Annotated in this window: 27 protein-coding genes; 12 read left to right on the forward strand and 15 right to left on the reverse strand. The window is 69.6% G+C overall.

Annotated features, from left to right (window positions below; translation table 11 throughout):
* Positions 1–64 precede the first annotated feature (64 nt).
* Positions 65–2,086 (forward strand): Ig-like domain repeat protein, encoded by a 2,022-nt coding sequence (locus ACFSDF_RS01710; RefSeq protein ID WP_377155853.1) that lies wholly within the window; start codon positions 65–67, stop codon positions 2,084–2,086.
* A 200-nt stretch (positions 2,087–2,286) separates the two neighbouring features.
* On the opposite strand, the gene ACFSDF_RS01715 is transcribed toward ACFSDF_RS01710, so the two are convergent.
* Genes ACFSDF_RS01715 through ACFSDF_RS01730 form a run of 4 tightly spaced genes read right to left on the reverse strand, consistent with a single transcriptional unit; the run spans position 2,287 to position 8,175 of the window.
* On the reverse strand, positions 2,287–3,789 hold the full coding sequence (locus ACFSDF_RS01715; RefSeq protein WP_167000960.1) for an aldehyde dehydrogenase family protein: 1,503 nt from the start codon (positions 3,787–3,789) through the stop codon (positions 2,287–2,289).
* Positions 3,786–5,129 (reverse strand): 4-aminobutyrate--2-oxoglutarate transaminase, encoded by a 1,344-nt coding sequence (gabT, locus tag ACFSDF_RS01720; protein WP_377155856.1) that lies wholly within the window; start codon positions 5,127–5,129, stop codon positions 3,786–3,788. Before gabT ends, ACFSDF_RS01715 begins: the two co-directional genes overlap by 4 nt.
* The gene (locus tag ACFSDF_RS01725; RefSeq protein WP_167000963.1) at positions 5,126–6,571 is read right to left on the reverse strand and encodes a gamma-aminobutyraldehyde dehydrogenase; all 1,446 of its coding nucleotides are present in this window, start codon (positions 6,569–6,571) and stop codon (positions 5,126–5,128) included. Before ACFSDF_RS01725 ends, gabT begins: the two co-directional genes overlap by 4 nt.
* 56 nt (positions 6,572–6,627) lie before the next feature.
* A complete protein-coding gene (locus ACFSDF_RS01730; protein WP_377155859.1) occupies positions 6,628–8,175 on the reverse strand; it encodes an APC family permease in 1,548 nt (515 codons plus the stop codon).
* A gap of 141 nt (positions 8,176–8,316) precedes the next feature.
* On the opposite strand from ACFSDF_RS01730, the gene ACFSDF_RS01735 reads away from it, so the two are divergent.
* Positions 8,317–9,882 (forward strand): PucR family transcriptional regulator, encoded by a 1,566-nt coding sequence (locus tag ACFSDF_RS01735; RefSeq protein WP_377155861.1) that lies wholly within the window; start codon positions 8,317–8,319, stop codon positions 9,880–9,882.
* A gap of 10 nt (positions 9,883–9,892) precedes the next feature.
* Here ACFSDF_RS01735 and ACFSDF_RS01740 read toward each other — a convergent pair whose 3' ends face one another.
* Genes ACFSDF_RS01740 through ACFSDF_RS01755 form a run of 4 tightly spaced genes read right to left on the reverse strand, consistent with a single transcriptional unit; the run spans position 9,893 to position 11,355 of the window.
* Entirely contained in the window at positions 9,893–10,219 is a 327-nt protein-coding gene (locus ACFSDF_RS01740; protein WP_167249479.1) for a type II toxin-antitoxin system PemK/MazF family toxin, read from the reverse strand.
* Positions 10,216–10,419 (reverse strand): antitoxin MazE-like protein, encoded by a 204-nt coding sequence (locus tag ACFSDF_RS01745; RefSeq protein ID WP_167249477.1) that lies wholly within the window; start codon positions 10,417–10,419, stop codon positions 10,216–10,218. The genes ACFSDF_RS01740 and ACFSDF_RS01745 overlap by 4 nt, the downstream gene beginning before the upstream one ends.
* Before the next feature lie 55 nt (positions 10,420–10,474).
* Positions 10,475–10,960, reverse strand: a complete 486-nt coding sequence (locus ACFSDF_RS01750) for an SRPBCC domain-containing protein (protein ID WP_167249475.1) — start codon at positions 10,958–10,960, stop codon at positions 10,475–10,477.
* A gap of 29 nt (positions 10,961–10,989) precedes the next feature.
* Positions 10,990–11,355, reverse strand: a complete 366-nt coding sequence (locus tag ACFSDF_RS01755) for a VOC family protein (RefSeq protein ID WP_167249473.1) — start codon at positions 11,353–11,355, stop codon at positions 10,990–10,992.
* A gap of 66 nt (positions 11,356–11,421) precedes the next feature.
* On the opposite strand from ACFSDF_RS01755, the gene ACFSDF_RS01760 reads away from it, so the two are divergent.
* Entirely contained in the window at positions 11,422–12,288 is an 867-nt protein-coding gene (locus tag ACFSDF_RS01760) for an alpha/beta fold hydrolase (protein WP_167000974.1), read from the forward strand.
* A 68-nt stretch (positions 12,289–12,356) separates the two neighbouring features.
* A complete protein-coding gene (locus ACFSDF_RS01765) occupies positions 12,357–12,539 on the forward strand; it encodes an alpha/beta fold hydrolase (RefSeq protein WP_377155865.1) in 183 nt (60 codons plus the stop codon).
* Between the two features lie 131 nt (positions 12,540–12,670).
* Here ACFSDF_RS01765 and ACFSDF_RS01770 read toward each other — a convergent pair whose 3' ends face one another.
* Both ACFSDF_RS01770 and ACFSDF_RS01775 read right to left on the reverse strand, forming a co-directional pair.
* On the reverse strand, positions 12,671–12,868 hold the full coding sequence (locus ACFSDF_RS01770) for a CopG family ribbon-helix-helix protein (protein WP_167000978.1): 198 nt from the start codon (positions 12,866–12,868) through the stop codon (positions 12,671–12,673).
* Between the two features lie 118 nt (positions 12,869–12,986).
* Positions 12,987–13,550, reverse strand: a complete 564-nt coding sequence (locus tag ACFSDF_RS01775; RefSeq protein ID WP_377155868.1) for a dihydrofolate reductase family protein — start codon at positions 13,548–13,550, stop codon at positions 12,987–12,989.
* A gap of 159 nt (positions 13,551–13,709) precedes the next feature.
* Here ACFSDF_RS01775 and ACFSDF_RS01780 point away from each other — a divergent pair, with 159 nt between their 5' ends.
* From ACFSDF_RS01780 to ACFSDF_RS01790, 3 genes are read left to right on the forward strand one after another with little or no spacing between them, the layout of a single operon-like run.
* Positions 13,710–14,546 (forward strand): ABC transporter ATP-binding protein, encoded by an 837-nt coding sequence (locus ACFSDF_RS01780; protein ID WP_279587720.1) that lies wholly within the window; start codon positions 13,710–13,712, stop codon positions 14,544–14,546.
* A 30-nt stretch (positions 14,547–14,576) separates the two neighbouring features.
* The gene (locus ACFSDF_RS01785) at positions 14,577–15,566 is read left to right on the forward strand and encodes an iron-siderophore ABC transporter substrate-binding protein (protein WP_377155870.1); all 990 of its coding nucleotides are present in this window, start codon (positions 14,577–14,579) and stop codon (positions 15,564–15,566) included.
* A 7-nt stretch (positions 15,567–15,573) separates the two neighbouring features.
* Positions 15,574–17,679 (forward strand): iron ABC transporter permease, encoded by a 2,106-nt coding sequence (locus tag ACFSDF_RS01790; protein ID WP_377155873.1) that lies wholly within the window; start codon positions 15,574–15,576, stop codon positions 17,677–17,679.
* Positions 17,680–17,749: 70 nt separating this feature from the next.
* Here ACFSDF_RS01790 and ACFSDF_RS01795 read toward each other — a convergent pair whose 3' ends face one another.
* Positions 17,750–18,028 carry a GlsB/YeaQ/YmgE family stress response membrane protein gene (locus ACFSDF_RS01795; protein ID WP_377155875.1) on the reverse strand — a complete coding sequence of 93 codons (279 nt, stop codon included), beginning with the start codon at positions 18,026–18,028 and terminating at the stop codon, positions 17,750–17,752.
* A gap of 103 nt (positions 18,029–18,131) precedes the next feature.
* Here ACFSDF_RS01795 and ACFSDF_RS01800 point away from each other — a divergent pair, with 103 nt between their 5' ends.
* Entirely contained in the window at positions 18,132–18,794 is a 663-nt protein-coding gene (locus ACFSDF_RS01800) for a response regulator transcription factor (RefSeq protein ID WP_167000987.1), read from the forward strand.
* Positions 18,795–18,799: 5 nt separating this feature from the next.
* On the opposite strand, the gene ACFSDF_RS01805 is transcribed toward ACFSDF_RS01800, so the two are convergent.
* Positions 18,800–19,138, reverse strand: coding sequence for a cupin domain-containing protein (locus ACFSDF_RS01805; protein WP_167249467.1), 339 nt, complete (start codon positions 19,136–19,138; stop codon positions 18,800–18,802).
* A gap of 43 nt (positions 19,139–19,181) precedes the next feature.
* A complete protein-coding gene (locus ACFSDF_RS01810; RefSeq protein WP_377155878.1) occupies positions 19,182–19,859 on the reverse strand; it encodes a Type 1 glutamine amidotransferase-like domain-containing protein in 678 nt (225 codons plus the stop codon).
* Positions 19,860–20,021: 162 nt separating this feature from the next.
* On the opposite strand from ACFSDF_RS01810, the gene ACFSDF_RS01815 reads away from it, so the two are divergent.
* The 4 genes from ACFSDF_RS01815 to ACFSDF_RS01830 all read left to right on the forward strand — a co-directional run bounded on the left by ACFSDF_RS01815 (position 20,022) and on the right by ACFSDF_RS01830 (position 21,376).
* Entirely contained in the window at positions 20,022–20,258 is a 237-nt protein-coding gene (locus ACFSDF_RS01815) for a ribbon-helix-helix domain-containing protein (RefSeq protein ID WP_167000992.1), read from the forward strand.
* Complete coding sequence (locus ACFSDF_RS01820; protein WP_377155880.1) at positions 20,258–20,560, forward strand: type II toxin-antitoxin system PemK/MazF family toxin; 303 nt, start codon at positions 20,258–20,260, stop codon at positions 20,558–20,560. The genes ACFSDF_RS01815 and ACFSDF_RS01820 overlap by 1 nt, the downstream gene beginning before the upstream one ends.
* A gap of 343 nt (positions 20,561–20,903) precedes the next feature.
* Positions 20,904–21,137: a ribbon-helix-helix protein, CopG family gene (locus ACFSDF_RS01825; protein ID WP_167000996.1), complete on the forward strand. Its 234-nt coding sequence runs from the start codon at positions 20,904–20,906 to the stop codon at positions 21,135–21,137.
* Complete coding sequence (locus ACFSDF_RS01830) at positions 21,134–21,376, forward strand: toxin (protein ID WP_167249461.1); 243 nt, start codon at positions 21,134–21,136, stop codon at positions 21,374–21,376. The genes ACFSDF_RS01825 and ACFSDF_RS01830 overlap by 4 nt, the downstream gene beginning before the upstream one ends.
* 25 nt (positions 21,377–21,401) lie before the next feature.
* Here the strand turns inward: ACFSDF_RS01830 and ACFSDF_RS01835 are convergent, their stop codons facing one another.
* Both ACFSDF_RS01835 and ACFSDF_RS01840 read right to left on the reverse strand, forming a co-directional pair.
* On the reverse strand, positions 21,402–21,668 hold the full coding sequence (locus ACFSDF_RS01835) for a hypothetical protein (RefSeq protein ID WP_167000999.1): 267 nt from the start codon (positions 21,666–21,668) through the stop codon (positions 21,402–21,404).
* A gap of 47 nt (positions 21,669–21,715) precedes the next feature.
* Positions 21,716–22,126, reverse strand: coding sequence for a hypothetical protein (locus ACFSDF_RS01840; protein WP_167001001.1), 411 nt, complete (start codon positions 22,124–22,126; stop codon positions 21,716–21,718).
* Between the last annotated feature and the right edge of the window lie 20 nt (positions 22,127–22,146).

The raw sequence follows: 22,146 nt of genomic DNA on the forward strand, positions 1-22,146 counted from the left end.
TCACTGTGTCACAGTGAGTTATTCGGTACGGCGTGAATCGCGTCGACCTCTGGAGGGAGACCAGATGGACCACCGTCAGCGCAGCCGCGCTGCCATGAGCCGGACGATTGCGGCGATCGCCGCCGGCGCACTCGTGCTCGGAACGACCACCGCTCTCGGAGCGGCCTCACCAGCGAACGCGGCGATCGGCGCCGTCGCGGCGGACGCGCCTGTCACGCAGGACATCACGCTCGACAAACCGGTGTACCGGACGCCATTCTTCCCGATCGCCACCGCGACGCTCGCGGCGAGCGGCGGGTCCGGCGAGATCACGTACTCCGCGGGCGCGATCACCGGCCCGAACGGGGACACCGGGGGCAACATCGAGATCGTCGGCGACACCGCCAAGATCAACATGAACCAGCAGGACCCGGTCGGCGAGTACTCGTTCCCCTACACCGCGACGGATAGTGCCGGCGAGTCCAGCACGTCGACGGTGCGGTTCAGCATCGAGAACCTGCTGGCGAACGTCCGCGACCTGCGCTTCACGACCAGCAAGGACAAGCCGTTCGACGCGTGGCCGTACGCCCGCGATCCGGAGACCGGCGGGCCGTTCCCGTGGACGTGGACGGAGAACTCGTTCAGTTACGGCGAGCCCGAACACGGCGAGCTCGTCAAGTTCTTCACGCCGCCGGAGGACCCGAGCGACTCCGTCGCGTCGAACTTCGCGGCGATCCAGCACAAGATCACCTACGTCCCCGACCCGGGCTTCGTCGGCACGGACTCGTTCACCTACACGCTGACCGATGGAGACGGCGACGAGTCGACCGGCTCGATCACCGTCGACGTCGTCGACCCGGGGACCACGGCGCGCGGCGTCCTGAACGACGTCCGCTACCGCTGTGCGTTCGCCATCCGCGCCAACATGGAAACGGGCGAGATCGGCAACGAGAACGATCCCGTCGACCCGGGGACGAGCAACCTCGTCAACATGGTCATGGGCGGTGACGTCACGTTCCGCGTGGACGTGAGGGCCCACATGCCCACCACGCTCGCGCCGGGCGAGAAGTTCAAGGTGCGCGACACCGCGATCGACCTGAAGATGGCGCAGCCGATGGCCGAGCTGCTCGCCGGGAGCGACATCACCGCAGCGCCGGTCGACGCCCCGCCGCCGCTCGACGAGGCAGGCTTCGGCCAGATCGAGGTCGGCGGTGCTGCGACGGCGACGGCGGTGTTCACGGAGTCGGCGACGGGCAAGTCGTACGAGGTGCCGATGTCCGGGCTGCGGTCCGCGATGGTGCCGATGTCGCTCCCGATCCCGTCCGACGGGGTCAGGATCCCCGTCATGGGCGGACTTCCCGAGCTGACCGCGCCCAGGTCGGGCGAGCTCTCGGTGTCGATGCCGAAGAAGTTCTTCATCAACTCGATCCTCAACCCGGGCGTGCTCGGCGGGATGATCAAGAAGGTGGGGCTCGACTGCACGGCGATGGAGGGCGAGAGCCTCGTCATCGCAAGCGCGCCGATCGTGGACCCGGTCGCCTCGAAGGTGGCGGCGTCGGCGTCGACCGTGCGCTACGGCGTGGCCGCTCCGAAGGTGAATGTGTCGGTGGCGCCTGCCGGTGCGACGGGCACGGTCGAGGTCCGCAAGGGCACGACGGTTCTGGGCAAGGCTAAGGTCGCGGGCGGCAAGGCGTCGGTGACCCTGCCTCCTACGGCGCTGAAGCCTGGCGCGCACACGCTGTCGGTGCGGTACTCCGGTGACGTGCGGACGAAGGCCTCCACGGGGTCGGTGCGGGTGTCGGTGACCAAGGCCAAGGCCTCGCTGACGGCGAAGGTGACGACCAAGAAGGTCGTGGCCAAGAAGACCCGCGCCAAGGTGCGCGTCACGGTGAAGGCGCCGGGTGTGAAGCCCGGTGGCACCGTCGCGATCTATGCCAAGGGCAAGAAGATCGGGACGGCGAAGGTCGGTTCCTCCGGCATCGCGACGGTCACGCTCAAGAAGTTGCCGAAGGCCGGCAAGGTCACCCTGAAGGTCCGCTACCTCGGCAGCGCGACCACCGGTGCGGCGACCAAGACGATCAAGGTCGCGGTCAAGAAGCGCCGCTGATGAGACGTCGGCGCCGCCCGTGATCGGACGGGCGGTGTCGTACGAGGCGGTCCCTGGTCTCACCCTCACGAGACCGGGGACCGCCGCCCTTTGGGACGGCACGGCGTCCGGCGGCTCGCCAGGACGACGTGGCGCACCGCACCCGAGGCCCTCGGTCCCTCCCTCCGGGATCGGGGGCCTCGGTCGTTCGCTCAGCGCCGTCAGGGCAGCGCGAGCCGGCCGTCGACGCGGCGCGGGATGCGCCACGGGTTGTCGTCGCGCAGCGGCGCAGGAAGCGCTGACTCCGGCACCGACTGGTAGGTGACGGGCCGCGTGAAGCGGCTCAGCGCGGAGGCTCCGACCGACGTCGCGGTCGGGTCGGAGGTCGCAGGCCAGGGGCCGCCGTGGTGCTGCGCCCATGTGTACGCGACGCCGGTCGGGAAGTCGCCGACGGTGACGCGCCCGGCCTTGGTGGAGAGCTGGGCGAGGAGGCCGGGCAGGTCCGGGTCGGACTCGCCGTCGGCCATGATCGCCGCAGCGAGCGTGCCCTGCAGGGCGTTGATCGTACGGGCGAGGTCCTCGTCGTCGCCGTACTCCGCGACGAGCGCGACCGGTCCGAAGCACTCTTCCAGCAGCCGGCTCCCCGGCTCCAGCGCGTCGAGCGGGACGGAGAGGACGGTGGACGCGACGGACCATCCGGCCTCGGGGCCGTCGACGGACGCGACGACCTCCGCACCGGCGTCGACGAGCTCGCCGACGCCCGTACGGGCTGCTGCGGCGATGCCCTCGGTGAGCGACCAGCCCTGGGGTGCGGCGTCGCGGAGCGCGTCGGCGACGGCGGCGGCGGCGCCTGAGCCGTGCGGGGCGAGCATGAGGCCGGGCTTCGTGCAGAACTGGCCGGTGCCCAGCGTGAACGAGCCGACGAAGCCCGACGCGATCTCGTCGAGGCGTGCGTCGGCCGCAGCGGCAGTCACCACCACGGGGTTGACGGTGCCCATCTCGGCGAAGACCGGGATCGGGGCCGTACGCCGCTCGGCCGCGTCGCGCAGCGCCATGCCTGCGCGCTGCGAGCCCGTGAACGCGACGGCGGTGATCTGCGGCTCCTCGACGAGCCGTACGCCGGCGTCGAAGCCGTGCACGATCCCGAAGACGCCGTCGGGCGCACCGGCCTCGCGCAGCGCGTCGGTCGCGAGCGCGCCGAGCCGCTGGCTGAGCAGTGGGTGCGCGGGGTGGCCCTTGACGACGACCGGGCAACCCGCGGCGAGCGCGGACGCGGTGTCGTTGCCGAGGACGCTGAACGCGAACGGGAAGTTGCTCGCGCCGAACACCGCAACCGGTCCGCGCGGCACGTTCACGCGGGCGAGCGCGGGGTTGGCTCCGGCCGCGTGGTCGATCGTGGCACCGAGGTACGAGCCCTCGATCGCGACATCGGCATAGAACCGCAGCTGTCCTGCCGCTCGGACGACCTCGCCCTCCAGACGAGGTCGCCCGAGCGCGGTCTCTTTGTCCGCGAGGTCCACGAGCTCGTCGCGCGCGGCCTCGAGGGCGTCGGCGATCGCGCCGGACCAGCGGGCGCGCTCGGTCGGTGGCATGGCGGCCACCTCCGTCGCGCACGCGGCGGCCGCGGCGACGATCGCGTCCACCTCGTCCGGTGGAGTCGCGGCGACCTCACCGTTCACGCCGCCGGTGCGCGGGTCGTACGAGACGTCGGTGGCCGCGGTCATGCGGGGAGGCCCTGCACGCCGGCCTCGAGCACGCCGAGCGCGTCGTCGAGCAGCGCGTCGCTGATCACCAGCGGCGGGAGCAGCCGGATCACGTTGCCGTACGTCCCGCACACCAGCACGAGCACTCCCGCCGCATGACAGTGTGCGGCGAGGGCCTGGGCGAAGCGCGGCGCCGGGTCCTTCGTGCCGGGCTCGACGAGCTCGATCGCGAGCATCGCCCCGCGGCCCCGTACGTCGCCGATCCGCCCACCGGACTCCGCGCGCATCTCCTCGAGCCGTGGCGTGACCCGCTGCTCGATCTGCGCCGCCCGCGCGACGAGCCCCTCGCTCTCGATGGTCTCGATCGCACCGAGCGCCGCCGCACACGCGACCGGGTTGCCGGCGTACGTGCCGCCGAGCCCGCCGGGCGCGACCGCGTCCATGATCTCGGCGCGCCCCGTCACCGCGGACAACGGCATGCCGCCGGCCAGCGCCTTCGCGGTCGTGATGAGGTCCGGGACGATGCCCTCGTGCTCGCTCGCGAACATGCGGCCCGTCCGCGCGAACCCGGTCTGGATCTCGTCCGCGACGAACAGGATGCCGTGCTCGCGCGCAAACTCGACCACGCCCGGCAAGAACCCCTCGGCCGGCACGATGAACCCGCCCTCGCCCTGGATCGGCTCGGCGACAATCGCGGCGACGTTGTGCGCGCCGATCTGCGTGAGCACGATGTCCTTGAGCGTAGCCAGGGCGTCGGCGGCGCACGCCTTCTCGTCGCCGTCGTAGCGGTACGGGTATGCCATCGGCGCGCGATAGACCTCCGGCGCGTACGGCCCGAAGCCCTCCTTGTAGGGCACGTTCTTGGCCGTCATCGTCATCGTCATCAGCGTGCGCCCGTGGTAGGCGTGGTCGAGCACGACGATCGCCGGACGGCCCGTGGCCGCGCGCGCGATCTTCACCGCGTTCTCGACCGCCTCGGCGCCGGTGGAGAAGAGCGCCGTCCGCTTCTCGTGGTCGCCGGGCGTGAGGCGGTTGAGCGCCTCGGCGACCTCGGTGAAGCCCTCGTACTCGGTGACCATGAAGCAGGTGTGCGTCATCTTCGCGGCCTGCTCGGCGATCCGCGCCACGACCTTCGGCGCTGCGGCCCCGATGCTCGTGACGGCGATGCCCGAGCCCATGTCGATGAGCCGGTTGCCGTCGACATCGACGAGGAGCGCACCGTCCGCGTGATCGACGAACACCGGCAGCGTGATGCCGAAGCCGCGCGCCACCTGCTTCGCCCGGGCCTTGTGCAGCTCGACCGAGCGCGGCCCCGGGATCTCGGTCTTGAGGAGTCGTGCCTGGTCGGTCATCATCGTCATCCTTCGAGGTTCGCCATCACGTGCTTGATCCGCGTGTAGTCCTCCAGGCCGTACATGGACAGGTCCTTGCCGTATCCGGAGCTCTTGAACCCACCATGCGGCATCTCGGCGACGAGCGGGATGTGCGTGTTGATCCAGACGCAGCCGAAGTCGAGCGCGTTGGACATCCGCAGGCCGCGCCCGAGGTCCTTGGTCCACACCGACGAGGCGAGCGCGTACGGCACGCCGTTGGCCTTCGCGATGGCCTCGTCCTCGTGCTCGAAGGTCTGCACGGTGATGACGGGGCCGAAGACCTCGCTCTGGATGAGCTCGTCCTCCTGCTGCAGGCCGTCGATGACCGTGGGCTCGATGTAGAAGCCGCGATCGCCCTGCCGGCCGCCCCCGGTCGTGACAGTGGCGTGGTCGGGGACGCGCGAGAGGAAGCCGAGGACACGCTCGAGTTGGTTCGCGTTGTTGACCGGCGGCACCCACGCGTCTTCGTCGTTGCTGCCGCGCCCGTACGAGGTGGTGGCGGCCTTCGCCTGCTCGGTGAGCGCCGCGACGAAGTCGTCGTGGACGCGCGGGTGGACGAGCACGCGCGTCGCGGCGGTGCAGTCCTGCCCGGCGTTGAAGTAGCCCGCGACTGCGATGCCCTCGGCCGCCGCCGCGATGTCCGCGTCGTCGAACACCACGACCGGCGCCTTGCCGCCGAGCTCGAGGTGCACGCGCTTGAGGTCGTGAGACGCCGCCTCGGCGACCTGCTTGCCCGCCCCCACCGAGCCGGTGATCGACACCATCGCCGGCGTCGGGTGCGAGACCACGGCGGCACCGGTCGTACGGTCGCCGCACACGACGTTGAGCGCGCCCGCGGGGAGGAACTCCGCGGCGATCTGCGCCATCAGCACCGTCGACACCGGCGTCGTGTCGCTCGGCTTGAGGACGACGGTGTTGCCCGCGGCCAGCGCCGGGGCGAACTTCCAGACGGCCATCATCATCGGGTAGTTCCACGGCGCCACCTGGCCGACCACGCCGACCGGCTCGCGGCGGATCCACGAGGTGTGGCCGGCCATGTACTCGGCGGTGGCGCGCCCCTCGAGCACGCGCGCCGCGCCGGCGAAGAAGCGGATCTGGTCGACCATCGGCGGGATCTCCTCCGCCATGGTCACCGGGATCACCTTGCCGGTGTTGCGGCTCTCCGCCGCGACGAGCTCGTCGGCGCGCGCCTCGATCGCGTCGGCGATCTTGAGGAGGGCCTGCTGGCGCTCCGACGGCGTCGTGCGCCGCCAGGTGTCGAACGCCTTGGCCGCCGACTCGTACGCGAGGTCGACGTCAGCCTGGCCGGACAGCGGCGCGTCGCCGTACGTCTCCCCGGTGGTCGGGTCGACGAGGTCGGTACGGCGTCCGTCCCGCGTGTCGACGAGCGCGCCGTCGACGAAGTTCTGGACGTGCACGGTGTCGGTCATCCTCGATCTCCTGTGTCATCTCGTTGGTTGAGCCTGTCGAAACCCCGTTGGTTGGGCTAATCCCGTTGGTTGAGCCTGTCGAAACCCGACTCCCCCGGATACGGCGTGACGATGTTGAGCGCGTCGCCGTGGGCGGCGTCGGAGTGGCGGTACGGGCGGGCGAGCAGCATGTAGACGAGCCCGACGCCGAGCACGATCGCCGCACCCACGGCGACGATCCAGTTGTCGTACCAGGGCACGTCAGGCGTACGGGGCCAGATCATGTTGAGCGAGGCCATCAGCTGGTAGGCGAGCGCGGCGATCGTGACGAGCAGGCCCCACCGGCCGAGGGTGAACGTGCCGGACGGCTTCCAGCCCTTCAGGCGCGCGCGCAGGGCAGCGGCGACGACCATCATGAACGCGAGATAGATGCCGAACGAGGCGAACGAGATGATCCGTATGAGCGCGTTGTCGGAGACCTGGGAGCCGAGGATGATGACGATCGGGATCAGCGCCGCGAGCGACAGCGCGTACGGGGGCACGTGTCGGGCGCTCGAGAACCGCTTGAGCAGTGCGCTGCCGGGCATCATGTCGTCGCGTGCATACGCATAGATCATGCGGCTCGCCGCGGCCTGCAGGCTGAGCACGCACGACAAGAACGAGATCAGCACGATCACGAGGACGATGCGGAAGCCGACCGACCCGAAGGCGTTCTCGAGGACGGTCGACACCACCGCGCTGGGCTCTTCGCTGGCGAACACGGCCGCGAAGCTGGGGACTCCGAGGATGAGCGCGAAGGTGATGAAGAAGGCCGCTGCGCCGCCGATGTAGATCGTCATCCGCATCGCCTTGGGGATCTGGCGACCCGGATCCTTGACCTCCTCGGCCACGTCGCCGCAGGCCTCGAAGCCGTAGAAGAGATAGAGGCCGATGAGCGCGGCGGCGGCGAACGCCGGGAAGTACGAGCCGTCGCCCTGGACGTCGTACGTGTCGAACAGCGCGCCGACGCTGTGGTGCCGCTCGGTGAGCAGCACCCAGATGCCGACGACGAGGGCGCCGACGAGCTCGGCGGCGAAACCGAAGAACGCGATCCTGGCGAGCAGCCTGGTGCCCCCGAGGTTGAGGAGGGTCGTGAGCACGATCAGGCCGATCGCGCACCAGACGGTGACGGCGGTGGTCCCGTCGATGCCGAGCACGATCGCGACGAAGGGTCCCGCGCCGTACGAGACGGCGGCGATCGTCACGGTCAGCGCGATCATGTAGACCCAGCCGGTCATCCACGCCCAGCGACGGCCCCACAGGCGACGCGCCCACGGGTAGACGCCGCCGGCGACCGGGTACTGCGCGACGACCTCGCCGAAGACGAGCGCGACCAGCAGCTGTCCGAGAGCCGCGAGCACGATCGCCCAGATCATCGGCGGCCCGCCCTGCGCGAGCGACGTACCGAACAGGGAGTAGACGCCGACGACCGGCGAGAGATAGGTGAACCCGAGGGCGAAGTTGCCCCAGAAGTTCATGTCGCGCTTGAAGTCGGAGGTGTAGCCGAGCGAGGCGAGGTGGGCGTCGTCGGCGGTGTGGGACGCGGGTTCGTGGGACGCAGTGGGATCGAGCGGCGAAGTCGTCACGGGAATCTCCCTCGGAGCAAGCCGGGCAGTGCGCGGCGACCTCGTCGCACACGGGGGTGTCAAGCAGGCTAGGAGCGACGGCTGCTCGTGGGTCCCTGCCGAAACGGTGCGCGGATGCTGCATGGCATGGACACTGTGTCCATGACCGCCGTGCCGCCCGCCGTGCCGCCTGACGACCCGTACGGGGTCTCGCTGGCGTGGCTGCTCGACCAGGACGCGCTCGGACTGCGGCTCGTCGAGCCCGCGGAGGCACCTGAGGTCCGGCTCGGCTGGGCCCATGCGATCGAGGTGCTCGACCCCACGCCCTTCCTCGGGGGCGGCGAGCTCGTCCTCACGACGGGCCTGCGGATGCCGAGGGCACATGCCGAGCAGGAGGCGTACGTCGTACGCCTGGTGGCGGCCGGCGTGGTCGGCCTGGCCTTCGGCGTCGGCGTGCGGTTCGCGACGATCCCGGTCGGGCTGCGCGACGCGTGCCGTCGGACGGGCCTGCCCCTCCTCGAGGTGCCGCTGCCGACGCCGTTCGTGGCGATCGCGCAGGCGGTCGCGGCACGGCGTGCGGAGCAGGAGAACGCGGTGATGCATCGCGCGGTCACGTTCCAGCGGCAGATGACGCGCGCCGCTCTCGACGGCGGCGTCGCGGGACTGTCCGCTGCGCTGGCCCACGAGCTGCACGCGACCGTCCTGGTCCTCGACGAGCTCGAGCACCCGGTCGCGTCAGCGGGCGAGGCGCCTGACCTGCGCGACCGCGTCGTCGCCGAGCTCGCCGGCCTCGCGGCCTGGCCCGGTCGCGCGAGCATCGCGGTCGTCTCCGGCACCGGCACGCTCGCCGTTCAGCGTCTCGGCGGCCTGGAGCGTCCGAGCGGCTGGCTCGCCGTCGAAGTGCCGGGTGCGCTGTCCGTCGGCGACCGCCTCCTGCTCAACCAGGCGGTCTCGCTCCTCACCCTCCAGCGCGAGCGCCCGCGCGAGCTCGTCGACGCGCGGCACCGGCTCGGCGCGACCGTGCTGGAGCTGCTGCTCGACGACGACGTGGTCGCTCCGTCGGTCGTCCGGCACCTCGAGCACTTCGGGTTCGAGCCCGGCGACCGCGTACGGATGCTGATCGCAGTCCCCGGCAAGGGCCGTACGTCGCCGCTCGATCTCGTCGCGCACGCGCTCGACGCCGCGTCGGTGGCGCACGTGGAGACCGACGCGACCGACGGCGTGCTCGTCCTGGTCCGCGACGAGGACGTGCACGGCAGCGCGGACGCCGTGGCTGAGGGGCTGGCCCGCGCCGGACGCCACGACGTGGTCGTCGGGGTGAGCGGTGCGCTGCCGATCGGGCGAGCGGCGTCGGGCCGGGCGGCGGCTCTCCACGCAGCCGCGTCGGCGCGGGCGTCGCATCAGCAGGTCGGCTGGTACGGCACGCTGACGCTGGAGGCGATCCTCGCTGACGACGTCGTACGGGCGCGGGTGGCGACCCTGGCTGCGTCGCCGTTGGCGCCGTTGCTCGACGGTGACTCGGAGCGTGAGCGCGTGCTGCTGGAGTCGCTCGAGGTGTTCTTGCGCCACAACGGCTCGTGGGAGACGGCGTCACGGGCGCTCGGCGTGCACCGCCACACGTTGCGCAACCGGATGGCGCGCGTCGAGGAGCTGACCGGCGCGCGGCTCGACGTCGCTGAGGACCGGGTCGCGCTGCTGCTCGGACTTCTCGCCCGCGACGGCACGTGACCGCGGTCGGTCAGCGCGCGAGGCCGAGGAACAGCAAGGCCGCTCGTTCGATATCGACCAGCAGCGAGGTGGGGAGTCGTCCGATGCGCGCGCCGACGTTGCTGCGGCGTACGGTCGTGATCTTGTCGACCATGGCGAAGCTCGGCCGGTCGATCCCCGTCGTGCGCGTAGCCGGAACGGGAATGCGGATCAACGGGGCGTCGACAACCGCCGTGGTCAGCGGAACGACGGTGACCGACTCCGTGGCGTCGAAGAGATCCTCTTGAAGGATCAGAACTGGTCGTGGCTTTGACGCGTACGTGCCGCCGGCGACCGCCCACAGCTCGCCGCGGTTCACTCGTCCCAACTGTCGGAGATCTCGTCGACGAAGTCCTGGTCGTCGGCGCGACGATCCGCACGTGCGAGGGCCGCGGCCTGGCGGTGCGCCTCGTCGCGGAACTGCTCGGTCCGCACGTCGGGGACCCACACCTGGATCGGCCGGTATCCGCGCTCACGCATGCGCCGGCGGTGCTCGGCAACACGGTCACGAACGCTCATGGGTCAACGTTACATGTAACGCGGGCGGCGACTCAAGACCCTCAAATGTCTGTCCTCACAGGCCCAGCGCGCCGGGGAGGCCGTTGAGCTGCAGGCGGGCCCCGCCGTGGACGTGCGGGAGGTCCTGCTCGCCGCTGCCGGTCGGCGTCACGAAGGTGACCTGCTCGGTCCAGCGCAGGCGCGTGCCGTCGTCGGTCGGGTCGAGCACGACGGTGACGAGCGACGTCCAGCGAAGCACGTCGTTCACGTGCGTCTCGTAGGTGAGGACGATCCGTTGCGCGGGGACGAGGTCGACGAACCGGGAGTCGTACGCGAGTCGCTCGCTCGTCCCGTCAAGAGCGCGGAACGTGCTCCGTGCCGACTCGCCACCGCCGACGCGGAAGTCGTGCTCGTACGTCGCCTCGCCTCCGGGTAGCCAGAACCAGTGGTGCCGTACGACCGGGTCGGCGAAGCCTTCGTACACGCGCTCCGGCGTGGCGGCGACGTCGAGCGTCACGGTGAAGGTGTCGTGCTGGACGTCGGCAAGCGTGGGTGTCGTCATGGCGACGTGCAACTGCAAGGCCGTACGGATTAGTCCCGCCACTCCGACTCCGCCTCGACAGGTGCGCCGCCGAGGCCGATCTCGTTGCCGTCCGGGTCGCGGTAGGTCCACTTGTGGACGCCGTTCTCGTACGTCTCGCGCGTCGCTGGCTCGATGCCGCGTGCGCTGACCCCGGCGACGAACGCCTCGAAGTCCTCGACGAACACCGTCTGCAGCGCATGCCCGGCATGCTCGGGATTGACCTCGATGTAGAGGTAGCGGTGCTCGGCGAGCTCCCAGACGATCTCGGTGTCGTTCGGCCGGAACGCCTCGTCGGTGCCGAGCAGACGGGCGTACCAGTCCTTGGCGACGTCGAGGTCGCTGACGTAGATCCCGGCGAAGAGGTCGACCTGCATCCGGTCAGGCTAGACGGCTTGGAGCGCACTGCGATGAGTCCGGCGGCGGCCGCCGGTCCACAGGACATGACCGAGACACACATGCTCGAGACACCCGAGGCCACGCTCGCGTACGACGTACGGGGGGCGCTGCCGCCGACCGACCGCCCCGTACTGATGATGGTCGGAGCTCCGATGGACGCGAGCGGGTTCGCGTCGCTCGCCTCGCAGTTCGGCGACCGCACGGTCGTCACGTACGACCCGCGCGGGGTCGGGCGCAGCACCAGCCGCGACGGCTCGACCGTCCATACGGCGGAGCAGCACGCCGACGACCTCCACCAGATCATCGCCGATCTCGGGACCGCTCCGGTCGAGCTGTTCGGGAGCAGCGGCGGCGCGATCAGCGGCCTCGCGCTCGTCACCGCGCACCCGGACGACGTGTCGGTGCTGGTGGCGCACGAACCCCCGCTCACGGAGCTGCTCCCCGATGCCGACAAGGTCGCCGCCGCGGGTCGCGCGGTGCACGCGGTCTATCAGGAGAAGGGGTGGGGTCACGGGATGGCGGCGTTCTTCGCGATGGTCTCGCGGAAGGGCGAGTTCACCGACGACGCGCTCACTGCCTCGCCTCCGGACCCGGCGGCGTTCGGGTTGCCTGCCGAGGACGACGGGTCTCGCGACGACCCGCTGCTGTCCGGCGTCTCCGACGACGGCACCGCTCCGCAGCTCGACGTCGATGCCCTCAAGGCGACATCGGCGCGGATCGTCGTCGCTGTCGGCGCCGACTCCGACGGCCTCATCACCGGTCGTACGTCGGTCGCGCTCGCCGAGGCGCTCGGGCAGGAGGCAACCGTGTTCCCCGGTGGGCATGCCGGATTCGCCGGGGGTGAGTTCGGGCATGACGGCGACCCGGAGGCGTTCGCCGTACGGCTGCGCGAGGTGCTCGACGCCGGCTGATCAGCCTTGCGCCTCGACGTCTTCCAGGCCGGCGAGCATCGCGCGCAGCACGCGCAGTGTGGCGTCACGTGCTCGCCGTCGTCGGCGCGGCCGACGGTGACGACCACCGGAACATGGCCGAGCGCCTGGCCGCGATCGTGCCGCAGGGCGAGCTGGCGGTGATCGACGACGCGGCGCACTATCCCAACATGGAGCGGCCGCAGGAGTTCAACCGCGTGGTCGCCGACTTCCTCGCTGCGTACGGGCTCTGAGGGTGCAGTCCGCGCTCACCCGCCCTTGGCAGCGCGTCGGACTCCACCACCTCGCGGATCCGCTCCGTCAGCTCTTCGTCGTACGCCATCTCTGCAGTGTCGCGCGGGGTGGTGACAGAGCCGGGCGGAGTTCAGACGTAGCGCTCGAGTGCTTCCCGCACGATCTCCGAGGGACTCTTGTTCTCCCGCTCGGCGCGCGAACGGAGTCGGCCGTGCAGGTCGGGTGAGAGCCGGACGCCGATCTGAGGTGAGTGAGCAGACCCGCCGGACAGGGACGGTCGGCCTCGGGCGGCGATCCGCTCGCCCTCCTCTTCGTCCAGGTTTCTCACCTGCACCTTGTGCTCGACAAAAAACGTACGCCGCGGCCTGCCTGTGGACAACTGGGGTACGGGAGGGGTCTCGATACGTCCTCCGCGAGCGCTCCGGCCTACTCGACCAGCGGCGCCGTCACTTCACGACGTCGAAGACCTGCTTCTGGATCCCGTTCGGGTAGGCCTCGTGCTCGACGAGCTTCAGCTTGGTCGTGTCCTTGTCGCTGTCGCTCCACAGGCGCTTGCCGGCGCCGAGCAGCAGCGGGAAGACGAGCAGGTGATAGCGGTCGACGAGCCCCGCGTCGGCGAGGTTGCGTCCGAGCGTCGAGCTGCCGTGGACGGCGATCGGCCCGCCCTCGGTCTCCTTGAGCGCGGCGACCTCGTCGAGCGAGTGCAGGATCGTCGCGGGCCACCGCTCGTCGTCGGACTCGAGCGTCGTCGACACCACGTAGCGCGGCATCTCGTTGTACTCCTTGAACTCGTCCATCGTCGGCCACACGGGCGCGAACGCCTCGTACGACGTACGCCCGAGCAGTAGCGCGGTGGTCTCCTGCTGCTCGCGGCCCTTGAGCTCGTACGCGGCCTCGTCGAACTCGACGTCCTTGAACGTCCATCCGGAGTTGCGATAGCCAGGCTCGCCGCCGGGACCCTCCATGACGCCGTCGAGCGAGACGAATGCGGTGACGATCAGGGTGCGCATGGCGTTCCTCCAGTGGGGTACGGGACCGCTTCGACCCTAGTGCCGCAGCGGCTTTTCACCCTTACGCCGAACGCGGCGTCGCCGTTTCGACACGGCCGCCGAACGTGTTCTTTCAGACTTCGCTTTCAGTCTGAGGAAGGTATGCCTTACCTTTGTCAGGTGAACAGCATCCAGCGCCCTCCCGAGCTGACCGCCGAGCGGGTCCGCGCGGCGTACGGCTCGGCGGTCGTGGTCGACGACGTGAGCATCGCGCTCATGCCCGGCCGCGTCACCGCGCTGATCGGTCCCAACGGCAGTGGCAAGTCCACGCTCCTGCGGACCCTCGCCCACCTGCACAAGGCGGCAGACGGTCGCATCGCGCTGCGTGAGGGCGAGTCGATCACCGATCTCAAGGCCAAGGAGCTCGCCACCCGCCTGACCCTGCTCTCGCAGTCGCGGTCGGCTCCCGGCGGCGTGACCGTACGGGAGGTCGTCGCGTACGGCCGTCACCCGCACCGTTCGCGGTGGGGCGGCGGCGATCCCGACGGCCACGCGATCGTCGAGCGCGCGATGGCGATGACCGGGGTCACCGAGCTCGCGGGGCGCGGCGTCGACACCCTCTCGGGTGGTCAGGCGCAGCGCGTCTGGCTCGCGAGCTGCCTCGCGCAGGACACGCCGGTGCTGCTGCTGGATGAGCCGACGACGTACCTCGACCTGCGCTACCAGGTCGAGCTCCTCGACATCGTCCGCGACCTCGCCGACGACCACGGCATCGCCGTCGGCATCGTCCTGCACGACCTCGACCAGGCGGCCGCGGTCGCCGACGAGGTCGTGCTGCTCGTCGAGGGCAAGATCACCGCGGTCGGCACCCCGCAGGAGGTGCTGACCACCGAGCTGCTCTCACCCGCGTACGGGGTCACGGTCGACGTCCACGTCGATCCGCACGACGGACACCTCCGTACCCGCGCCCGTGCGCGCCACCACGCTCGTCCCACCACCGACGCCGTCGCGCACTGACGGCGCACCATCACAAGGAGAACCCAGGCCGTGAAGCCCACCCGTACCCTGCTCGTCGCGTCCGCGGCAGCCCTCGCCCTCGCGCTCAGCGCGTGCGGCACCACCGAGGACGACGCCGACAACTCATCGTCGGACAGCAACGAGAAGATCACGATCACCGACGCCCGCGGCGAGAAGGTGACGCTCGACGGACCGGCCGAGAAGGTCGCCTCCACCGAGTGGAACACCGTCGAGTACCTGATCTCGCTCGGCATCCAGCCGACCGCCGTCTCCGACATCAAGGGCTTCAAGGCCTGGGACCAGTCGGTCGAGCTCGACGACAGCGCCACCGACATCGGCACCCGCGGCGAGCCCAGCATCGACACCCTGGCGGGCCTGGGCCTCGACGTCGTCTTCGTGACCGACACCCTTGCCGGTGACGCGATCAAGCAGATCGAGGAGACCACCCCGGTCATCGTGATGCCCGGCGGCGACTCCAGCGACCCGTTCGGCCAGATGTGGAAGAACGTCGACCTCGTCGCGCAGGCCACCGGCACCGAGGACGAGGCCGCCGATCTCAAGAAGGACTTCGACGACAAGATCGCCGAGGCCAAGGAGACCATCGCAGCCACCGATGCCGCCGGTGCGCCGGTCGCGTTCAACGACGCGTGGGAGCAGGGCGGCGCGGTCTCCGTGCGTCCGTACCTCGAGGGCTCGCAGATCGGTGCGGTCCTCAAGGAGCTCGGCTTCGAGGACGCCTGGACCTCGGTCGAGGGTGTCGAGGGCGACGCCGTGTACGGCCTGGGGACGACTGACATCGAGGGTCTGACGAAGCTCCCCGCCGACACGCTCTACTGGTACATCGCCAACGACACCGACGTCGACGTCTACGCCGGCTCGCTGAAGGACAACAAGGTCTGGAACTCGCTGCCGTTCGTCAAGGCCGGCAACGTCGAGCGCTTCCCGGACGGGATCTGGATGTTCGGCGGACCTGCGTCGATGCTGGACTTCACCGACGCGGTCGTCAAGACGGTCTCCTGACACTCGCATGACACTCACCGCCGAGCCCGCCACCGAGGGCCCCTCCGCTTCACCCGGACAGGACGACGGGCGCCGCCTGACCTGGAGCCTCGCGCTCGTGGTCACCGGGTTGCTCGCGCTGATCGTCGTCCTCGCCGCGATCAATGTGGTGCAGGGGACCGCGGCGGTCGGGCTCGGCGACCTGTGGGCCTGGGTCACCGGGTCCGCAGACCAGCAGGTCTCGGCGGTCGTCGTCGACTCGCGCCTCCCGCGCGTCGCCGCCGCGCTCGTGGTCGGTATCGCGCTGGGCGCCGCCGGCTGCGTCCTGCAGTCGATCTCGCGCAACGTGCTGGCGTCGCCGGACACGCTCGCGGTCAACGCGGGCGCGTTCCTCGCGCTGACGGTCGCGGCCACGGTCGGGCTGCCGGGGCTGATCTTCGGTGACCTCGTGCTCGCGTTCGTCGGCGGTCTGGCCGCGGCGGGGGTCGTGTTCCTGCTGGCGGGGACGGACTACGGGACCGTACGGCTCGTCCTCGCCGGCACCGTCGTCGCGATGGTGCTCATGTCCCTCGCGACGACGCTGATCATCCTCAACCCGATCGAGGGCCAGGGCCTGCAGGCCTGGGAGTCGGGGATGCTGAGCCAGAACGGCCTCGGCGGCGTACGCGCGATGGTGCCCGTGATCGCCGCGGGCCTGCTGGTGGTCCTCCTGTACGGGCGCCGGCTCGACGTGATGGTGCTCGGTGACGACGCCGCGCGCTCGGTCGGCATCCCCGTACGGCAGACGCAGCTGATCGTGCTGGTCATCGCCGTCGTCCTGTCGGCGGCTGCGGTGACGGTGACGGGGCCAATCGGGTTCATCGGTCTCGCCGCTCCGGCGCTGACCCGGCTGGCGGCGCCGCACGTGCCGGGCCTGCACCGGCACCGCGCGCTGATCCCCGTCTCGGGGCTTGCCGGTGTCGCGATCGTGCTCGGCGCGGACGTCCTGATCCGTGCGCTGCTCGGTGCGCAGCGGGCGGTCGAGGTGCCGACCGGGGTCGTGACGTCGCTGCTCGGCGCCGTCGTGCTGGTGTGGTTCGCGTTTCGGCTGCGTGCGTCGCGGCTGGACGACGCGAGCAACGCGCTCGACGTACGAGGGGTCGGGACGAAGCATCCGATCGCGCTGATCGTCGTGCTCGCGCTGGTGCTCCTCGCGCTCGTGATCGCCGCGGTGCTGGTCGGTGACCGGGTCTTCCTGCTCGGCGACTTCATGAACTGGGCGACCGGGCAGGCGGGGCCGATCGTCTCCAACGTCATGGGCGCGCGGGTGCCGCGAGTGCTGGCGGCGCTGCTGGCGGGCGTCGCGCTGGCGGTCGCGGGTACGGCGATCCAGGCGGTGACGCGCAACCCGCTCGCGGACCCGACGATCATCGGCGTCGCCGGTGGCGCGTCGGTGGGTGCGGTCGTCATCGTGACGTTCGTGCCGATGGCGTCGTTCTGGGTGCTCGCCGGGGCGTCCGGCGTGGGCGCGCTGATCGCGGCGGCGATCGTGTTCGGGCTGGCGGCGAAGGGTGGGTTCGCGACGGACCGGCTGGTGCTGATCGGCGTGGGCGTCTCGTTCGCGTCCGAGGCGTTGGTGAAGCTGATGATCGTGACCACCGACCCGTGGAATGCCACGAAGGCGTTGACGTGGTTGGCGGGTTCGACGTACGGGCGGTCGTACGAGCACCTGGTGCCGTTGATGATCGCGCTGGTGGTGCTGGTGCCTGCGATCGTGTGCGGGTATCGCTATATGGATCTGTTGTCCGTCGACGAGGACACGCCGCGGGTGCTGGGGGTGCGGCCGGCGCGTGCGCGGTTCGCGTTGCTGGGCTGTGCGGTGCTGCTGACGGCGACGGCCGTGGCGGCGATCGGGCTGGTCGGGTTCGTGGGTCTGGTCGCGCCGCACGCTGCGCGTTCGCTCGTCGGGCGGCGGCACAAGCTGGTGATCCCGGTGGCGGCGCTGCTGGGTGCGATCCTGCTGGTGCTGGCGGACATGCTCGGGCGTACGGTCGCCGCGCCGACGCAGCTGTCGGCGGGGCTGCTGGCTGCGCTGGTCGGCGCCCCGTACTTCTTCTGGCTCCTCCACCGCAGCCGCCGCACCACCGCTGGTTGAGCCTGTCGAAACCCGGCACACCCGGGCGGGGCCACCTGGCGATGGCCCCGGCGCCGGGCTGGTCGGTCGATCAGGAGTGGGCGGAGCTGCGGCGCTTCGACCACTGCCAGATCAGCAGAGCGATGACTGCGCCGATGATCGAGCCGATGATGCCCGCCGGCTGGAAGAAGCCGTCGTCTGCGTCCTTGTGGAACAACAGGTAGCCGAGCATGCCGCCGATGAACGAGCCGATGATGCCGAGCACGATGGTCGCGACGATGGAGAGGTCTTGACGACCGGGCACGAGGAGTCGGGCAACGAAGCCGGCGATGGCGCCGACGATGAGGATGGTGATGATGAGTCCGAGCATGAGTCTCCCTTTCTTCGAGAGGCCGACTGTTGCGCCCTCTGCCCACTACGCAACCACCCCTAGGAGGGGTGTGGCACACCCCTAGGTGGGTTAGCGTGTGGTCATGAGCAATCGAGGCCGCCCCATCCAGGTCGCCCTGGTGGACGACTACGACGTCGTCGTCATCGGGGTCGCCAACATGCTTGAGCCGTACCGCGACCGTGTCGTGGTCGCCGAGCTGGACACGAACCTGCCCGTCGAGGACGGCGTCGACATCGCGCTGTACGACTCTTTCGCCCAGCCGGAGTCCGATCGCGAGGAGATCAAGGCCCTCATCGACAACCCACGTGCCCGGCGAGTCGTGGTCTATACCTGGAGCTTCCACCCGGACCTCCTCGCGGCAGCCCGCGATCTTGGAGTCCACGGCTATCTGTCCAAGGCGCTCACGGCCCGAGAACTCGTCACCGCCCTCGAGTCCGTGCACGCGGGCGAGATCGTGGTCAGCCCTCCAGCGGCCAAGGTCCGCACTCAGGGTGGTGACTGGCCCGGGCGCGGCGAAGGCCTGACCGATCGTGAGGCGGAGATCCTCGCCCTCATCACGCAGGGCAAGAACAACGCTGAGGTTGCAGCATTGACCTACCTCAGTCCCAACACCGTGAAGTCCTACATCCGCGGGCTCTACCGCAAGATCGACGTCGAGAGCCGGACCCAAGCAGTTCTCTGGGGTGTGGACCATGGGTTCCTGCCCGACAAGCGCCGGATCGAGCACTGGCGAGGCGGCCCCTGACAGCGTCACGCGCTCGGGCCGAGCGTCCCCTCCCCGATCGGTGCCGTCGAGTCCTTGAGCTCCACAAAGATCGCGTGCGTCGGGGTGTCACCGATGTTCTCCCCGTGGTGCTGCTGCGCCGGAAGCCAGATGACCGTGCCTGCTTCGAGCTCCACCTCGCGCTGCTCGTCCCCTTGGACGAGTCGACGCCGGAACGAGGACAGGGTGTACATCACGCTGTCCGGGTGTTCGTGCGGGTTGGTGACTGTGCCCGGCTCATCGAGGTACTCGAGAACGCGGACACGTTCGTTCTCGAAGATGACCTTGTAGTGATCGGGGTTCGTCTCGGCTGGATCAAGGCTCATCAGTTGAGCATGACCCCGTAGGCCGGTACGAGAAAGGTCGCCTTCAACGCCCGCGTGCGGAGCTCGTCTCCACGGGGAAGTGCTTCCACTGCCCCTCGGAGACGACCTCGACGGCGCCGTCGACCACCGCGATGGCCGTCTGGTCGTCGATCGCGTACGCCGGACCCACGATCTCGGCTGCCCACTTCTCGGCACAGGCCATGGTGTTGTCGGGCTCCATGCCGAGGTGCGGGAAGATCGAGAAGTCGACGACCCCGAGCGTACGGTCGTCGGGAGCGGACTCCCACTCGACGAACTCCGCACCGATCCGTGGCGTCAGCGCCATGCTCCCCGCGCTCAGCCCGACCCAGACGGTGTCCCGCAGCAACGGCATGACGTCCGCGAGACCGGATTGCCGTATCCAGTGGGACAGGTAGGTCGCGTCGCCGCCGCCCGCGAGGATGACCTCGGCTCCACGGACCCAGGGGCCCCACTTCTGCTCGCCGACGCTGGGAAGTGCGGTCAGCTCGAGGACGCCCAGCGACTTCCACCCCAGGCCACACATGGGGAGCGGTGTCTGGCCGGTGATGAAACGCCACGCCGACGGTGGCCCTCCCATGGCGTACGTGGCCGTCGGAAGGCAGAGGGCGTTCGCGTCGGCGATCGGCTTGCCCAGCAGATCGACCAGCGCCTCGCGGATGCTCGGATTCGTGACGCCTGCGGAGGTGAGGAGGAGTTTCACGCGTGGCTCCTGTACGTCGCGCTGGCGGCTGTTCTGACAGAAGGGAGGACCGGGTGCATGGATTCCTGACTGGTCCCCGCGTGAAAACCCGTCGCTGCGGATCGTCATCGCGACATCGAGCAACGGAGCGGGTGGCGGATCCCAGAGTGGTACCGTTTTGGTATGAGCACTCAGATCGCTGTGCGTCTGGACGACGATCTCGTGACGTTCGTGGACGAGCTGGTCAAAGCGGGCGAGGCCCCGAGTCGCGCTGCCGTCGTGACGCAGGCGCTCCAGCGGGAGCAGCGACGCACGGTTGCTGAACGCGACGCTGCGATTCTTGCCGCTGAACGGGAAGACACTGACATGGACGGGCTGGCGGAGTTCGCGGCCGGCGTGTCGATGGACGACCTCGACTGATGCGACCGATCCACGTGGCCCGTCTCGACAAGGCGCGGCCGGTGCTGGTTCTTACCCGTGAGGTCGTTCGTCCGTATCTGAATCGGGTCATCGTCGCGCCGATTACGAGTACGATCCGCGGGCTCTCCACCGAAGTTCCTGTCGGTCCGATCAATGGCCTTGACCGCGACAGCGTGGTGAGCTGCGACAACATCGTGACTGTGCCCGTGGAAAGTGTGGGCCGACAGCTCGGCTTCCTGCTCGAGTCGCAGGAGGGCGACCTCGCGCATGCGATCCGCGCTGCGTTCGACCTCGATCTCTGAGCCCGCTGGAGTGGATGTCGAGGCAGTGGCTAGCGCGTCGGGATGCGGGCCGCGTTGGCGGGTGCCCCCGTACTTCTTCTGGCTCCTCCACCGCAGCCGCCGCCAGGCATAGCCGGTCGAGTAGCCCGGAGCGCCAGCGGAGGGCGTATCGAGACCTCCCTGTCGAAAATCGTCGGGGATGTACGAACACCCGGTGCCGACGACAGGCGAGAGATGCTCGCCGGTGTATGCCGCGCCATACATATGTTCGCTGCGGTGAACATATGGCTCGCCGACGCCGAGGCTCACGTGATCGGCTGACGGGACGCTACCGGCACAACCTTTTTCGTTATACGATTTTCTTATGGCGACAGACGAACAGATCGAGGCATGGGCCGACGAAGCCGAGGCCGGCTACGATGTCGACCAGCTGAAGCGACGCGGGCGAGGCCGGCCAGGGCGTGGGGCTGAGCCTATGCAGGTGGTGGCCGTTCGTCTCACTGCCGAGGAGATCGCCGCGCTTGACGCCGTTGCTGAGCGGGAGCATCTCTCCCGTTCGGAGACGATTCGTCGCGCGGTGTCAGCCCTGTCGGCGTGAGGGTTCATCGCAGCGCGCTCAAGCACGGCGTCCTGCCGGAGGATGCCATCCAGGCAGCCGATTGGTCGCAATGGATCGAGCCACTCGATGAGGACGACTGGCCCCATCGTGAACTCCGGCTCGGGTTCGACACTCATGCGCGACTGCTGGAGACGGTCGTCCTCGTCTTCGAGAGCGGCGAGGAGATGGTGATACACGCGATGCCTGCCCGTCGACAGTACTGGGACCTGCTTCCCTGACTGAAGTGGTGCCCCTCCGGCGCTGTTAGAGATTGTCAGGGTCTGTCGGGTCGAAGCCGGCGATCCGGACCAGCTCCCGCTGGCCGGTTGTCTTGACGGTCGCGAAGATCTCGTATGCCCGACCATTGGACTGTTCGTCGGCCCAGATGACGACCTCGCGGACATCGTCGGTGGGCACGGTGTAGGTCTCGGCCGGGCCGTCCCAGATCGTTACGACGAAACCTTGGTTGTCCGCGATACTCCCCGTCAGGACGGACCGAGGGTCAACGAGAGTTCCCTTCACTTTCGGCATTGGGCCACCCTATGGGCGGGTTCCTGGTGAAGGCTCAACCAGGAGGACTACTCCGACAGGACCCGACGACGAATCTCGTCGTAGATGAAGGCGTGATCCGGGAAGTCTCCACGGCCATGGGCCGGCCACGGATACGGCCACTCGCCGTGCAACCACTTCAGCACCCCGGCTGGATCGGGGTGACAGCCCGTGAGGTGCGTGGCATCGACGACTGCAGAGAGGTCGCTCTCACCGAGTCGTCGCCACCCGATGCCGCCGTCCCCGGTCGCGTAGATGAGCCAGACCGGCGAATCGTCCATCGTTTCGCAGGCACAGAGCCAGATCGCGTGCGTCGCTGTGACCCGCTCGCCTGGCGGCGGCTGCTCGACACCCGACCGGAAGGCGGCCTCCTCGAGGATCCTCTCGACCAGGGCGACGCTCTGGTCCTCAGAGGGCGTCGGAGACTGACACGCGGACATCGCGCCATGTTAGGGCGACA

It is taken from the genome of Mumia zhuanghuii, assembly GCF_042681565.1.
Lineage (GTDB): Bacteria > Actinomycetota > Actinomycetes > Propionibacteriales > Nocardioidaceae > Mumia.

Excerpts from the sequence above, each read along its gene's own strand:
- ACFSDF_RS01820 (WP_377155880.1), top strand. The coding sequence starts at position 20,258 with ATGCGACCGATCCACGTGGCCCGTCTCGACAAGGCGCGGCCGGTGCTG.
- ACFSDF_RS01725 (WP_167000963.1), bottom strand. The coding sequence starts at position 6,571 with ATGACCGACACCGTGCACGTCCAGAACTTCGTCGACGGCGCGCTCGTC.
- ACFSDF_RS01710 (WP_377155853.1), top strand. The coding sequence starts at position 65 with ATGGACCACCGTCAGCGCAGCCGCGCTGCCATGAGCCGGACGATTGCG.
- ACFSDF_RS01835 (WP_167000999.1), bottom strand. The coding sequence starts at position 21,668 with ATGCCGAAAGTGAAGGGAACTCTCGTTGACCCTCGGTCCGTCCTGACG.
- ACFSDF_RS01790 (WP_377155873.1), top strand. The coding sequence starts at position 15,574 with ATGACACTCACCGCCGAGCCCGCCACCGAGGGCCCCTCCGCTTCACCC.
- ACFSDF_RS01775 (WP_377155868.1), bottom strand. The coding sequence starts at position 13,550 with ATGCGCACCCTGATCGTCACCGCATTCGTCTCGCTCGACGGCGTCATG.
- ACFSDF_RS01715 (WP_167000960.1), bottom strand. The coding sequence starts at position 3,789 with ATGACCGCGGCCACCGACGTCTCGTACGACCCGCGCACCGGCGGCGTG.
- ACFSDF_RS01755 (WP_167249473.1), bottom strand. The coding sequence starts at position 11,355 with ATGCAGGTCGACCTCTTCGCCGGGATCTACGTCAGCGACCTCGACGTC.
- ACFSDF_RS01745 (WP_167249477.1), bottom strand. The coding sequence starts at position 10,419 with ATGAGCGTTCGTGACCGTGTTGCCGAGCACCGCCGGCGCATGCGTGAG.
- ACFSDF_RS01805 (WP_167249467.1), bottom strand. The coding sequence starts at position 19,138 with ATGAGCCTTGATCCAGCCGAGACGAACCCCGATCACTACAAGGTCATC.
- ACFSDF_RS01840 (WP_167001001.1), bottom strand. The coding sequence starts at position 22,126 with ATGTCCGCGTGTCAGTCTCCGACGCCCTCTGAGGACCAGAGCGTCGCC.
- ACFSDF_RS01795 (WP_377155875.1), bottom strand. The coding sequence starts at position 18,028 with ATGCTCGGACTCATCATCACCATCCTCATCGTCGGCGCCATCGCCGGC.
- ACFSDF_RS01825 (WP_167000996.1), top strand. The coding sequence starts at position 20,904 with ATGGCGACAGACGAACAGATCGAGGCATGGGCCGACGAAGCCGAGGCC.
- ACFSDF_RS01800 (WP_167000987.1), top strand. The coding sequence starts at position 18,132 with ATGAGCAATCGAGGCCGCCCCATCCAGGTCGCCCTGGTGGACGACTAC.
- ACFSDF_RS01735 (WP_377155861.1), top strand. The coding sequence starts at position 8,317 with ATGACCGCCGTGCCGCCCGCCGTGCCGCCTGACGACCCGTACGGGGTC.
- ACFSDF_RS01815 (WP_167000992.1), top strand. The coding sequence starts at position 20,022 with ATGAGCACTCAGATCGCTGTGCGTCTGGACGACGATCTCGTGACGTTC.
- ACFSDF_RS01750 (WP_167249475.1), bottom strand. The coding sequence starts at position 10,960 with ATGACGACACCCACGCTTGCCGACGTCCAGCACGACACCTTCACCGTG.
- ACFSDF_RS01760 (WP_167000974.1), top strand. The coding sequence starts at position 11,422 with ATGACCGAGACACACATGCTCGAGACACCCGAGGCCACGCTCGCGTAC.
- gabT (WP_377155856.1), bottom strand. The coding sequence starts at position 5,129 with ATGACGATGATGACCGACCAGGCACGACTCCTCAAGACCGAGATCCCG.